Source organism: Mycobacterium sp. 1165196.3, assembly GCF_001673415.1.
In the GTDB taxonomy this organism is placed as follows: domain Bacteria; phylum Actinomycetota; class Actinomycetes; order Mycobacteriales; family Mycobacteriaceae; genus Mycobacterium; species Mycobacterium europaeum_A.
The window spans coordinates 1-13071 of the sequence record NZ_LZLU01000201.1 but is presented as its reverse complement, the minus strand read 5'-3'; the positions used below and the strand labels follow the sequence as shown (position 1 = coordinate 13071).

The window sequence follows — 13071 nt, the reverse complement described above, 5'->3', positions numbered from 1 at the left end:
CGAGGCCCTAGTCTGGTCACGTGCCAGAGGACCGGCTGTACTTTCGTCAACTGCTCTCCGGTCGCGACTTCGCCGCCGGCGACATGATGGCGACGCAGATGCGCAACTTCGCCTACCTGATCGGCGACCGGCAAACCGGCGACTGCGTCGTCGTCGACCCGGCGTACGCCGCGGGCGACCTGCTCGACGCGCTCGAGGCCGACGGCATGCACCTGTCGGGGGTGCTGGTGACCCATCACCACCCCGACCACGTGGGCGGGTCCATGATGGGCTTCGCGCTGGCGGGCCTGGCCGAACTACTGGAGCGGGCACCGGTGCCGGTGCACGTCAATACCCATGAGGCACTGTGGGTTTCGCGTGTCACCGGGATAAGCCGCAGCGACCTGACCTCCCACGAGAACCATGACAAGGTCAGCATCGGCGACATCGAGATCGAGTTGCTGCACACCCCCGGCCACACGCCGGGCAGCCAGTGCTTCCTGCTCGACGGCCGCCTGGTCGCCGGTGACACGTTGTTCTTGGAGGGCTGCGGGCGCACCGACTTCCCCGGCGGCGACTCCGACGAGATGTACCGCAGCCTGCAGCGGCTCGCGACCCTGCCCGGTGACCCGACCGTGTTTCCCGGCCATTGGTATTCGGCGGAGCCCAGCGCCTCGCTCTCGGAGGTCAAGCGTTCCAACTACGTGTATCGGGCCGCGGACCTCGACCAATGGCGAATGCTGATGGGCGGCTGAGCGGCCCGGGGATCGCTCGGTGATGGCCATCCGGCGGCCGCCTTCTGTGATATAAGCGGAGGGTGGATTCCATGGGTTGGATCCAGGACAGCTGGCATGAAGTCACGCACGTCGGGTCCGGCACCTGGATTGCGTGGGCAGCGTGGGCGGCGATCGTCCTGGCAGTGGTCACGCTGGTCTTCACCAACAGCCAGATCAACCGCAATCGCCGCGCGGCGGCCGAGCAGACCCGCCCCCACGTCGCGATGTTCATGGAGCCGCATTCGGCCGACTGGCACGTGATCGAGCTGGTGGTCCGCAATTTCGGCCGGACCGCGGCCTACGACATCAGCTTTTCCTTCGACAATCCCCCCACGGTGGCCGAGTACGAAAACGCCACCGACGGCTACGCCGACGTCGTCGAATTGCGGCTCCCCCGCGAGCTGCCGATGCTGGCCCCGGGCCAGGAATGGCGCATGGTGTGGGATTCCGCGCTCGACCGCGCCGAGATCGGCAGCGGCATCGAATCCCGCTTCACCGGCACCGTGACCTATCACGACCGGCCGGATCGGCCGCACGCCCGGCGGTTCTGGCAGCGCGAGCGTTCGCCGCTGCAGACCGACGTGGTGCTGGATTGGGACGCTCTGCCGCCCGTGCAGCGCATCGAGTTGATGACCACCCATGACCTGGCGAAGCGGGAGAAGGAGAAGCTGGAGCTGCTGCGCGGCCTGCTGACCTACTTCCACTACGCCAGCAAGGAAACCCGTCCCGAGGTGTTCCGCAGCGAGATCGAGCGGATCAACGCCGCGGTCCGGGAAACCCAGGACCGATGGCGCACCCGCCAACTCGACGAACCCACCGATGTCAGCCTGCGCTGGAGTAACGCCGAAGACGACCTGGGCAAACACCACAGCCAGCCCGCCTGACGGCAAGGAGCAACCGATGACCGCCCCGGTTCACTACAGCACCAAAGACTCCATCGCCGTCATCAAGATGGACGACGGCAAGGTCAACGCGCTGGGCCCGACCATGCAGCAGGCGCTCAACGACGCGATCGACCGGGCCGAGGCGGACAACGTCGGGGCGCTGGTGATCACCGGGAACGAGCGGGTGTTCAGCGGGGGCTTCGACCTGAAGATCCTCACCTCCGGCGAGGTGCAGCCCGCGATCGACATGCTGCGCGGCGGATTCGAGCTGGCGCATCGCCTGCTGTCCCATCCGAAGCCGGTGGTGATGGCCTGCACCGGCCACGCCATCGCGATGGGGGCGTTTTTGCTGTCGGCGGGTGATCACCGAATTGCCGCGCACGCGTACAACATCCAGGCCAACGAGGTCGCGATCGGTATGGTCATCCCCTATGCCGCCCTGGAAATCATGAAGCTGCGGTTGACGCCGTCGGCCTACCAGCAAGCCAGCGGGCTGGCCAAGACCTTCTTCGGTGAAACCGCCCTCGCCGCAGGCTTTATCGACGAGATCGTGTTGCCCGAGGTGGTGGTCGACCGCGCCGAGGAGGCCGCGCGGGAGTTCGCCGGGCTGCATCAGCGCGCGCACGCCGCCACCAAGCTGCGCGCCCGCGCCGACGCCCTGGCGGCCATCCGCGCCGGCATCGACGGGATCGAAGCCGAATTCGGCGTGTGATCTGCTAAGGGCGTCCGCCCGCCTCGGTTCGCGTGCCGCTGCCGGGGAAGTCACCGGAATGGCCATAGATCGCATCGCGGACCCGTGGGGAACGCGGACCCCGCAGGTCTTGATGAGCTGAAACGGCGAACGCGGTGGCCGCCAATGGCCGCCACCGCGTTCAGCTCGCCTCCTCGACGCCAGTCTGGCACGTGCGCGGCGTGCCGTCACTTCACTCGGCAACTCCGTGTCAGTCGTCGGCCGCAACCCATTGATAGGGAAGGAATTTCCCGTCGAACGTCACCACGACACGGTCGCCGGACGGGTGCGGCTTCTTCTGCACGTCGAGGCTGAAGTTGATCGCGCTCATGATGCCGTCGCCGAACTGCTCGGCGATCACCTCCTTGAGGGCGCCGCCATAAACCTGCAGGGCCTCGTAGAAGCGGTAGATGGTGGGGTCGGTGGGGACCGCGGTGGGCAGTCCGCCGCGCATGGGCGGCGCCGCCAGCACGGCCACCGCGGACTCGTCGAGCTTGAGTTTTTCGGCCAGAACCTTGGCCTGCTCCACCGGAATCGGATGCTGGCCGAGCAGCGCGGCGGTGGTCCACAGCAGCGGCCGGTCGATCGCGTCGGCCAGCTCCTGCCACGTCAGCCCCTGACGGAGCCGGGCTAAAACGACCTGTTCGGTGATTTCGGTTCTGTTCATAGCGCTCAAGCATGCCCTGCGGTCCGGCCCGGCGCAGTCGCGCGCTTCGGCATACTCAAACGTTATGGCTGAAGTGGTCGATCCCCTGCTGCTGGGCCAGCGCGTGGTGGCAAGGGAAGCGTAGTTGCGCCGAGCCGTGTCCGGACCACTGATGCTTCGCCGTTTCAGCTAGCGCATGCGCTAGCTGAAACGGTGGCGATATCTACCCACCCCCTGCCGGATACAGCTCCCTACCCGCCCGGGCTCATTCCGGCTTGGTGGCGGTGACCAAGCGGGTGGAGAACCAGGGGCCGCCGTACCACATGCGCCAGCCGAGATTGCGCCGCCGCACGTTGCGCCAGCCGAGTTCGCGCAGCCGGGCGGCGTGTTGGCGCGTCTCCCACAGGTCGGCGATGGCGAGCCGCCCGCCGGGCCGCAGCACGCGCGCGGCTTCCTCGAGCGCCCGGCGCCGGCCGGCGTGGCCGGGGATGTTGTGGATGGCCAGGTTGCTGACGATCACGTCGACGCTTGCGTCGGCGAAGGGCAGCGCGGTCATGTCCGCGGTGTGCAATTCGATCCGATCGGCGACGCCTTCGGCCACCGCGTTGGCCAGCGTGGCCCGCTCGGAGTTGTCGGTCTGGTCGGCCTGCCACAGGTCGACGCCGATCGCGCGGCCCCGGGGCAACCGCTTGGCCGTCGCCAGCAACACCGCGCCCCGGCCGCAGCCGAGGTCGAGCACGGTTTCGTCGCCCGCCAGGCGCAGGTCGCTGAGAACCCGGTCCCAGACCACGAATTTTCCGGCCCGGGTGGCGTACATGTACAGGGCGACGGCGCCCGCGACGCCGGCGGACGACACCGCGGCCAAGGCCGCCCGCAGCCGCTTGCCGCGCGCCCAGCTGATTCCGGCGAACGCGGCGAGGCCGGCAGCCTGAGCGGCGATGCCTACTGCCTGCGCGCGCGGCGACACGGTGTGAAAGGAACCGTCTATTCCGTAATCGCCGCGATGGTCGTGCACGCCGATCATCTTACGACCAAGGCGCCGAAGGTTTTTCACCGTGCGCGCTACCAACGGCCGTGGTGTACCACCTCGGCGAACGGCCGCCGGTTCGGCTTGCGGATCGGCGCGAGCGGGCGATCGGCGGGGTAGCCCAGCCCGAGCAGGAAAGCCACCAGGTACTCGTCGGGCACGCCCAAAATGGCGCGCGCCTTGTCCTGCTCGCCCACCGACGAATGACCGGTCCCGATCCCCAGGTCGGTGGCGGCGATCATCATCGCCATGGTGGCCTGGCCGACGTCGTAGTTGTCGGTCACCACTCGGCGCTCGTCGGGCGGCACCGGGACCACGATGGCGATCGCGGCCACCGCCCCGGCGATGTGGCCGGCGCCCCGCCAGACCGTGGACAGCTCGGCCAGCTGGTCGCCGTCGGTGACGATGACGAAGTCCCACGGCTGGCGGTTCTTCGCCGAGGGCGCGCGCCAGCCCGCTTCGGCGATGCGGTCCAGGTCCTCGGCCGGTATCGGCTTGCGCTGGTACTCCCGGACATTGCGACGTGCACGGATCGCGTCCCAAGCTTCCATCTGGTTGCCTCCACTAACTGTTTTCCCGCGTCAACCGGCGTAGGATCTGGTGAATTCCCAGGTGGCGATTGCGCGTTCGCCCGCAGTCTAGCCCCGACACATGTGAGTGCACGGGCGCCAACGCAGCCAAACACCTTGGGCCACAGCTCAACACGTTCTGCGCGAGACGGCCGCGGTTGCCGGCCGGTTGGGTTTGACTATCGCGTTTCCGGGAAGCCGGGGTGAACCAAATGAGCGGCCCGCTCGTCAACAACCGAATGGCCCCAAGTCAGAAAGGCGGGTACCCGCCGTGGCAGAGCACCTGACGCCGCACTTCGAAGAGGTCCAGGCCCATTACGACCTGTCCGACGACTTCTTCCGGTTGTTCCTCGACCCCACCATGACGTATAGCTGCGCGTACTGGGATCGCAACCGGGACATATCGCTGGAAGAGGCGCAACTGCGCAAGATGGACCTCTCGCTGGGCAAGCTGGGCCTGCGACCGGGCATGACGTTGCTGGACATCGGGTGCGGCTGGGGCGGCACGATGCGCCGCGCGCTGGAGAACTACGACGTCAACGTCATCGGTCTGACCCTGTCCGAGCACCAGGCCGCGCACGTGCAGAAGCTCCTCGACTCGTTAAACACCGAACGCAGCAAGCAGGTGCTGCTGCACGGCTGGGAAGAGTTCGACGGGTACGCCGACCGGATCGTCTCCATCGGCGCGTTCGAGCACTTCGGCTACGACCGCTACGACGACTTCTTCGCGATGGCCCACCGCACCCTGCCCGACGACGGGGTGATGCTGTTGCACACCATCACCATGCTGACCCCGCAGCAGATCGTCGAGCGTGAGCTGCCGATGACCGAGGAGCAGACGAGCTTCAACGAGTTCATCGCCACCGAGATCTTCCCGGGCGGCCAGCTGCCGGCGATCGAGATCGTGGAGTTCCACGCCTCGAAGATGGGCTTCAACCTGAAACGCAGGCAGTCGCTGCGGTTGCACTACGCCCGGACCCTCGACCACTGGGCCGAGGCCTTGCAGGCGCACCACCGCGAGGCCGTCGAGATCCAGTCCGAAGAGGTCTACCAGCGCTACATGCGGTACCTGACGGGCTGCGCCGACGCATTCCGGGCCGGATACATCGACGTCAACCAGTTCACGCTGGCGAAGTAGGCCACCGCGTCGGTGTCGGGGTTTATCGTGACACCGCAATGCCGCTTCATCTGCACCGTGCCGAGCGCACCGATCTCCTGGCCGACGGCCTCGGCGCCCTGCTGGCCAACCCGTTGCCCGACCCGTTCGCCACCGAACTGGTCGTGGTGCCCGCGCGCGGCGTGGAGCGTTGGCTCAGCCAGCGGCTGTCCCATGTGCTCGGGGCGCGCGGCGGCGACGGGGTGTGCGCCGGGGTGGCGTTTCGCAGCCCGGGCTCGTTGATCGCCGAGATCACCGGCACCGCCGACGACGATCCGTGGTCGCCGGACGCCATGGTGTGGCCCCTGCTGGAGGCCATCGACTGCTCGCTGGACGAACCGTGGTGCCGCACGCTGGCATCGCATGTCGGTCATTTCCACGCCGGCGCGGAGGCCGAGCTGCGCCAGGGCAGGCGATACGAGGTCGCGCGCCGGCTGGCCGGGCTGTTCGACTCCTACGCCCGGCAGCGCCCGCAGCTGCTCGTCGACTGGGGCAACGGGGACATCGGTGATCTCGACGAGGACCTGCGCTGGCAGCCGCAGGTGTGGCGGGCGCTGGTCGCGCGGGTCGCCGCCGACCCGCCGCACGTCCGTCACGGGAAGACCATCGCGCGGCTGAAGGCGGCGCCCAGCGCGCTGCCGCCGCGGCTGTCGCTGTTCGGGCATACCCGATTGACCCGCACCGACGTCGAGCTGTTGGAGGCGGTGGCCGCCCACCACGAGCTGCATCTGTGGCTACCGCACCCCAGCGACGAGCTGTGGCGCGCGCTGGCCGGCGCGCACGGCGCGATTCCCCGGCGCGACGACGTCAGCCATCGCGCGGTGTCCCATCCGCTGCTCGCGACGCTGGGACGAGACCTGCGTGAACTGCAACGCAGCCTGCCGGCGGACGCGCGGACCGACGACTACCTACCCGGCGGCGTCCGCCCGGACACGCTGCTCGGCTGGCTGCAGTCCGACATCGCCGCCAATGCCGTTCGCCCACTTGGGCGCACGTTGGCCGCCGACGACCGATCGGTGCAGATCCACAACTGCCACGGTCCGGCCCGCCAGGTCGACGTGCTGCGCGAGGTGCTGCTCGGCCTGTTGCAGGACGACCCGACGCTCGAGCCGCGCGACATCCTGGTGATGTGTCCGGACATCGAGACCTACGCGCCGCTGATCGTGGCCGACTTCGGCCTGGGCGACGTGGTGCACGGCGCGCATCCGGCCCACCAGCTGCGCGTGCGGCTGGCGGACCGCTCGCCGATCCAGACCAATCCGCTGCTGGGGGTGGCCGCGCAGCTGCTGGCGCTGGCGGCCGGCCGGGTGACGGCCAGCGAGGTGCTCAACCTGGCGCAGGCCCCGCCCGTGCGTGCGCAATTCGGGCTCACCGACGACGATTTGGAGGCCATCACCCGCTGGGTCCGGCAGGCCAACATCCGGTGGGGATTGGATCAGCAGCATCGCCGGCCCTATCACGTCGACTTCGTACACAACACATGGCGTTTCGGCATCGACCGGATCCTGGCCGGCGTCGCGATGTCGGACGATTCGAACGCGTGGATCGACGCGACGCTGCCACTCGACGACGTCAGCAGCAATCGCGTCCAATTGGCCGGCCAGTTCGCCGAATTCGTCGCGCGGCTCCAGCATGTCCTGGACTCGCTCACCGGCGCCCGGCCGCTGACCGAATGGCTGGCCACCCTGACCGACGGCGTCACGATGCTGACCCGGGTCAGCGATGCGGACGCCTGGCAGACCGGTCAGATGCAACGCGAGTTCGCCCAGACCGCCGCGCACGCCGGATCCCGCGGCGACACCCCGCTGCGGCTGGCCGACGTTCGCGCGCTGCTGACCCGGCGCCTCTCCGGTCGGCCGACCCGGGCCAACTTCCGCACCGGCACCCTCACTGTCTGCACCATGGTGCCGATGCGCTCGGTGCCACACCGGGTGGTGTGCCTGGTGGGCCTCGACGACGGGCTGTTCCCACGGCTCGGCATCGTCGACGGTGACGACGCGCTGGCCCGCTGCCCGATGACCGGCGAACGCGACATCCGTTCCGAGGACCGGCAATTGCTGCTCGACGCGATCGGCGCGGCCACCGAGAAATTGGTCATCACCTACACCGGCGCCAACGAGTACTCGGGGCAGCCGCGCCCCCCGGCGGTGCCGCTGGCCGAACTGCTCGACGCCCTCGACGTGACCACGCCGGTCAAGGTGCGCGACCGCATCGTCGTCCAACATCCGTTGCAGCCCTTCGACATTCGCAATGTGATCCCTGGCCGGCTGGTGCCGGACGTGCCGTTCAGTTTCGACCCCACGGTGTTGCGCGCGGCACGCGCCACCGCCGGCGACCACAGCGCACGACCGAAATTCATCTCGGCGCCGCTGCGCCCACCGCCGGCGGACGACGTCATCCTCGCCGACCTCGTCGGCTTCTTCAAGGATCCGGTCAAGGGCTTCTTCCGCGCGCTGGAATTCACGCTGCCCTACGACGTCGACGGCGTGCAGGACGCGATCCCGGTCGACATCGACGGCCTCGAGGAGTGGACGGTCGGCGACCGGATGCTGGGCGACATCCTGCGCGGCATGACACCCGACGATGCGCGGCAAGCCGAGTGGCGCCGCGGCACGCTGCCCCCGGGCCAGCTGGGCTGGCGCAAGGTCACCGAGATCCGGGACCAGGCGGCACTGTTGGCGCGCGAGGCGATGCGTCACATGGAGAGTCAGCGCCCGGCGGCCGCCTACGACGTCGACGTCGACCTCGGCGGCGGGCGACGCCTCACCGGCACGGTGTCACCGGTGTACGGCGACCGGTTGGTGTCGGTGACGTATTCCCGGCTGGACGGCAAGCATCTGCTCGAATCGTGGATCCCATTGCTGGCGTTGGTCGCTCATGACCCCGGCCGGGATTGGTCGGCGGTGTGCATCGGCCGCATGCGCCGGGGGACCACCACCCGGGTGGAGGGCCTGGGGCGGCCGCGCGAGGGTGAGGACGCCACCGAGATACTGCGCGAGCTGGTGGCGGTCTACGACGCCGGGCGGCGTGAACCGATTCCCTTGCCCATCAAGACGTCCTACGCCTGGGCGGCCGCCCGGCACGGCGGCGAGGACCCGGTGACGGAGGCCCGTTACCGGTGGAGATCCAGCGACCGCTTCCCGGGCGAGGACCAGGCCCCGGCGCACGTGCGGGCGTGGGGAAAGGGAGCCCCGCTCGACGAGCTGATGCAACCCGTGCGGCCGGGCGAGGAGTGCGACGGCGAAGACAACCGGCTCGGCGCCTACGCCGCCCGGGTCTGGCTGCCGATGCTGCGCGCCGAGCGGAGGCCGGTGTAGATGGAACGCTTTGACCTGTTGGGTCCGCTGCCGGCCGAGCGGTCCACCACGGTGCTGGAGGCCAGCGCGGGAACCGGCAAGACTTTCGCGCTGGCTTCGCTGGTGACCCGATATGTCGCCGAGGGCGTGGCGGCGCTAGACCAGATGCTGCTCATCACCTTCGGCCGGGCCGCCAGCCAGGAGCTGCGCGAACGCGTCCGCTGTCAGATGGTGGACGCGGTACGCGCTTTCGCCGATCCGTCGACCGTCGGCGACAACCAGGTGGTGGCGCACCTGCTCGAGGGCACCGACGAGCAGCGCGCGGCGCGCCGGCAGCGTCTCCGTGACGCGCTGGCCGGTTTCGACGCGGCGACGATCGCCACTACCCACCAGTTCTGCCAGCTGGTGTTGCGCTCGCTCGGCGTGGCCGGCGACACCGCCGCGAGCGTGACGTTGCTCGACAGCCTCGATGACCTGGTGACCGAGATCGTCGACGATCTGTACCTGGCCCACTTCGGCCAGGAACGCGACGATCCGGTGCTGCACTACCGCGAGGCGCTGCGGCTGGCCCGCGAGGTGGTGAAGAACCCGTCGACCCAGCTGCGGCCGCGCGACCCGGATCCGGACTCGCGGGCCGCCGTCAGCCTCAGGTTCGCCAATGATGTTCTGGCCGAACTGGATACGCGTAAGCGGCGGCTGGGCGTGCTCGGCTATGACGACCTGCTGATCCGGCTGGCCGAGGCGCTGGCCACCGAGGGCTCTCCCGCCCGGCTGCGCATGCATCAACGCTGGCCGATCGTCATGGTCGACGAGTTCCAGGACACCGACCCGGTGCAGTGGCAGGTGATCGACCGGGCGTTCAGCGGGCGCTCCACCGTGATTCTCATCGGCGACCCGAAGCAGGCGATCTATGCGTTTCGCGGCGGTGACATCGTCACGTATCTGCGGGCGGCCGAGACGGCGGGCCAGCGCAAGACGCTGGACACCAACTGGCGCAGCGACTCCGCGCTGCTGCAACGGTTGCAGGTGGTGCTGCGCGGCGCGCAGCTCGGTGACCCCGCGATCGTCGTGAACGACGTCGACGCGCATCACCGCGGCCACCGGCTCGCCGGTGCGCCGCACAACGAGCCGTTCCGGCTGCGCGTGGTGGCGCGGAAGACGTTGGGCCGCCGCGGTATTGCGAACCTTCCGATCGACCAGGTGCGCGAGCACATCGGGGCGGACCTCGCGTCCGACATCCGCGCGCTGCTGGCCAGCGGTGCCACCTTCGGCGGCAGACCGCTGCAGGCCCGCGACATCGCGGTGATCGTGGAGAAGCACCGAGACGCGCACGCCTGCTTCACCGCGCTCTGCGATGCGGGCGTTCCCGCGGTCTACACCGGCAACTCCGACGTGTTCACCTCCGAGGCCGCCGAGGACTGGCTGTGCCTGCTGGAAGCCTTCGACCAACCGCACCGGCCCGGCATGGTGCGCGCGGCCGCGGCGACGATGTTCTTCGGCGAGACGGCCGAGTCGCTGGTGGCCGGCGGCGACGCGCTCACGGATCGGATCGCGAAAACCTTGCGGGAGTGGGCCGGTCACGCCCGCGAACGCGGCGTCGCGGCCATCTTCGAGGCCGCTCAATTGCTGGGCATGGGCAACCGCGTGCTCGCCTGGCAGGGCGGCGAGCGGCACATGACCGACCTGGCCCATGTCACCCAGCTGCTGCAGGATGTCGCGCACCGCGAGCACTACAGCCTGCCCGCGCTGCGCGATTGGCTGCGCCGGCAGCGTGACGAGCGCAGCGGCGCACCGGAACGCAATCGCCGGCTCGACAGCGACGCCGCCGCCGTCCAGATCATGACCGTCTTCGTCAGCAAGGGCCTGCAGTACCCGATCGTGTACCTGCCGTTCGCGTTCAATCGCAACACCCAGGACAGCGACGTGGTGCTGTTCCACGATGAGGACGGCACGCGTTGCCTGCACGTCGGGGGCAAGGACAGCCCCGACTTCAAAACCGTTGAGCGACTGGGCCGCAAAGAGGACGCCAGCGACGACAGCCGCCTGACCTACGTCGCGCTCACCAGGGCGCAGTCCCAGGTGGTGGCGTGGTGGTCGCCGGCGTACTACGAGCCCAACGGCGGCCTGTCGCGGCTGCTGCGCGGCCGCCGGCCCGGCGAGCCGGTGGTGCCGGACCGGTGCGAACCCGCGAAGGTCTCCGACGACGACGCCCTGGCCCGGCTGCGCGAGTGGGAGGCGGCCGGCGGCCCGGTCATCGAGGAGTCGCTGGTGGCGGCGGCCCCGACGCTGCCCGCCGGGCCGGTGCCCGCGCGCCTGGAGAATCGCCACTTCCACCGCGGCATCGACACCGGCTGGCGGCGCACCTCGTATTCCGGTCTGATCCGGGCGGCGCAAACCAGCGGGGTGGGCAGCGAACCCGAAATCGGCGAGCTTGACGACGAAGCCGGCGACATCCCGTTGGTGTCCGCGGTGTCCGGGCCGGACGTGCCCTCGCCGATGGCCGACCTTCCCGCGGGCGCCACGTTCGGCACGCTGGTGCACGCCGTGCTGGAGACGGCCGACCCCTTCGCCGCGGACCTGGCCGCCGAGCTGGAGGTGCAGATCCGGACGCACTCAACGTGGTGGCCGGTTGCCGTTGCCCCCGAGGAGCTGGCCGCGGCGATGGTGCCGATGCACGACACGCCGCTGGGTGCGTTGACGGGTGGGATCACGCTGCGCCAGATCGGATTGTCAGACCGCCTGCGCGAGCTGGACTTTGAGCTGCCGCTGGCCGGCGGCGACCGTCGGTCGACGGCTACCCCGCTCCGGCTGGCGGATCTGGCGGCGCTGTTGCGCGAGCACCTGCCGCACGACGACGTGCTGGCATCGTATGCCGACCGGCTGGCCGAACCGGGCCTGGGCGATCAGTCGCTGCGCGGCTACCTCACCGGTTCCATCGACGCCGTGCTCCGCGTTCCGGACGGCACCGGGCACCGGTTCGTGGTGGTGGATTACAAGACGAATCGGCTCGGGGAACCGGAGCGACCGCTGACCGCCGCCGACTACGACCGGTCACGGATGGCCGAGGCGATGTTGCATTCGGACTATCCGCTGCAGGCGCTACTGTATTGCGCTGTGCTGCACCGGTTTTTGCGGTGGCGGTTGGCGGATTACGACCCGAGCCGGCATCTCGGCGGCGTCCTGTATCTGTTCCTGCGAGGCATGTGTGGTGCCGACACGCCGGTGCTCGACGGCCACCCGGCGGGGGTCTTCGATTGGCGGCCGCCCTGGCCGTTGGTTGCGGCGCTGTCGGACCTGCTCGACGCGCGGGGGGTGGCCGCGTGACGGTCGAAGCCATGTTCGCGACCGGGCTGCTGCGCACGTTCGCCGATGCCGGCGTTTTCGAGCCCGCCGATATCCATGTCGCGCAACGGCTTACGGCACTCACCGGCGAGCCCGACGAGCGGGTGGCGCTCGCGGTCGCCCTAGTGGTGCGCGCGCTGCGGGGCGGGTCGGTGTGCGTCGATCTGCGCGCGGTACCCGCGCAGGTGAGTGCGCCCGACCTGGCCTGGCCGGAGGCCGACGACTGGATGGCGGCGGTGCGGGCCAGCGCAATGCTGCAGACGCCGCCAGTGCTGAGGCTGTTCGGGGATCTGCTGTACTTCGACAGGTACTGGCTCGAGGAAGAGCAAGTGTGCACCGACCTGCTGGCGCTGTCGGTGACGCCCGCGAGCGTCGAATCAGCCACCTACGACCGGCTTTTCCCGTCCGGGTACGACGAGCAGCGGGCCGCCGCCGAGATCGCGGTGTCGCAGGCGCTGACCGTGTTGACCGGCGGGCCCGGGACCGGCAAGACCACCACGATCGCCCGCCTGCTCGCCCTGCTGGTCGAACAGGCCGAGCGTGCCGGCCGGCCTCGTCCCCGGATCGCGCTGGCCGCACCGACCGGCAAGGCGGCGGCCCGGCTGGCCGAAGCGGTGGCCGCGGGAATCGAGGAGCTGCCCACGGCGGACAGGGCGCGGCTGACGG

9 protein-coding genes and 1 pseudogene are annotated in these 13071 nt (G+C 69.5%); 7 read left to right on the top strand and 3 right to left on the bottom strand.

What is annotated here, in order from left to right; genetic code table 11:
• The first annotated feature begins 20 nt into the window (after positions 1–20).
• The 3 genes and pseudogenes from A5659_RS20900 to A5659_RS20890 all read left to right on the top strand — a co-directional run bounded on the left by A5659_RS20900 (position 21) and on the right by A5659_RS20890 (position 2351).
• Positions 21–734 carry an MBL fold metallo-hydrolase gene (locus tag A5659_RS20900; protein WP_066869198.1) on the top strand — a complete coding sequence of 238 codons (714 nt, stop codon included), beginning with the start codon at positions 21–23 and terminating at the stop codon, positions 732–734.
• A gap of 71 nt (positions 735–805) precedes the next feature.
• Positions 806–1659 (top strand): annotated as a pseudogene (locus A5659_RS20895) (hypothetical protein).
• The gene (locus A5659_RS20890; protein WP_066881182.1) at positions 1656–2351 is read left to right on the top strand and encodes a crotonase/enoyl-CoA hydratase family protein; all 696 of its coding nucleotides are present in this window, start codon (positions 1656–1658) and stop codon (positions 2349–2351) included. Before A5659_RS20895 ends, A5659_RS20890 begins: the two are co-directional and overlap by 4 nt.
• Positions 2352–2580: 229 nt before the next feature.
• Here the strand turns inward: A5659_RS20890 and cynS are convergent, their stop codons facing one another.
• From cynS to A5659_RS20875, 3 genes are all read right to left on the bottom strand, one after another.
• Positions 2581–3036 (bottom strand): cyanase, encoded by a 456-nt coding sequence (gene cynS, locus A5659_RS20885; protein WP_066869190.1) that lies wholly within the window; start codon positions 3034–3036, stop codon positions 2581–2583.
• 244 nt (positions 3037–3280) lie between these two features.
• On the bottom strand, positions 3281–4030 hold the full coding sequence (locus A5659_RS20880) for a class I SAM-dependent methyltransferase (protein WP_066869482.1): 750 nt from the start codon (positions 4028–4030) through the stop codon (positions 3281–3283).
• Positions 4031–4077: 47 nt separating this feature from the next.
• Positions 4078–4593: a nitroreductase family protein gene (locus tag A5659_RS20875; RefSeq protein ID WP_067183978.1), complete on the bottom strand. Its 516-nt coding sequence runs from the start codon at positions 4591–4593 to the stop codon at positions 4078–4080.
• Positions 4594–4882: 289 nt separating this feature from the next.
• Here A5659_RS20875 and A5659_RS20870 point away from each other — a divergent pair, with 289 nt between their 5' ends.
• The 4 genes from A5659_RS20870 to A5659_RS20855 form a co-directional block, all read left to right on the top strand.
• A complete protein-coding gene (locus A5659_RS20870; RefSeq protein ID WP_067183974.1) occupies positions 4883–5749 on the top strand; it encodes a cyclopropane mycolic acid synthase family methyltransferase in 867 nt (288 codons plus the stop codon).
• Positions 5750–5787: 38 nt separating this feature from the next.
• The gene (gene recC / locus A5659_RS20865) at positions 5788–9084 is read left to right on the top strand and encodes an exodeoxyribonuclease V subunit gamma (RefSeq protein WP_067183970.1); all 3297 of its coding nucleotides are present in this window, start codon (positions 5788–5790) and stop codon (positions 9082–9084) included.
• Positions 9085–12387: an exodeoxyribonuclease V subunit beta gene (gene recB / locus A5659_RS20860; protein ID WP_067183967.1), complete on the top strand. Its 3303-nt coding sequence runs from the start codon at positions 9085–9087 to the stop codon at positions 12385–12387.
• A gap of 11 nt (positions 12388–12398) precedes the next feature.
• Positions 12399–13071 (top strand): AAA family ATPase (locus tag A5659_RS20855; protein WP_156749298.1); only part of this gene is annotated, 673 nt, incomplete at its 3' end.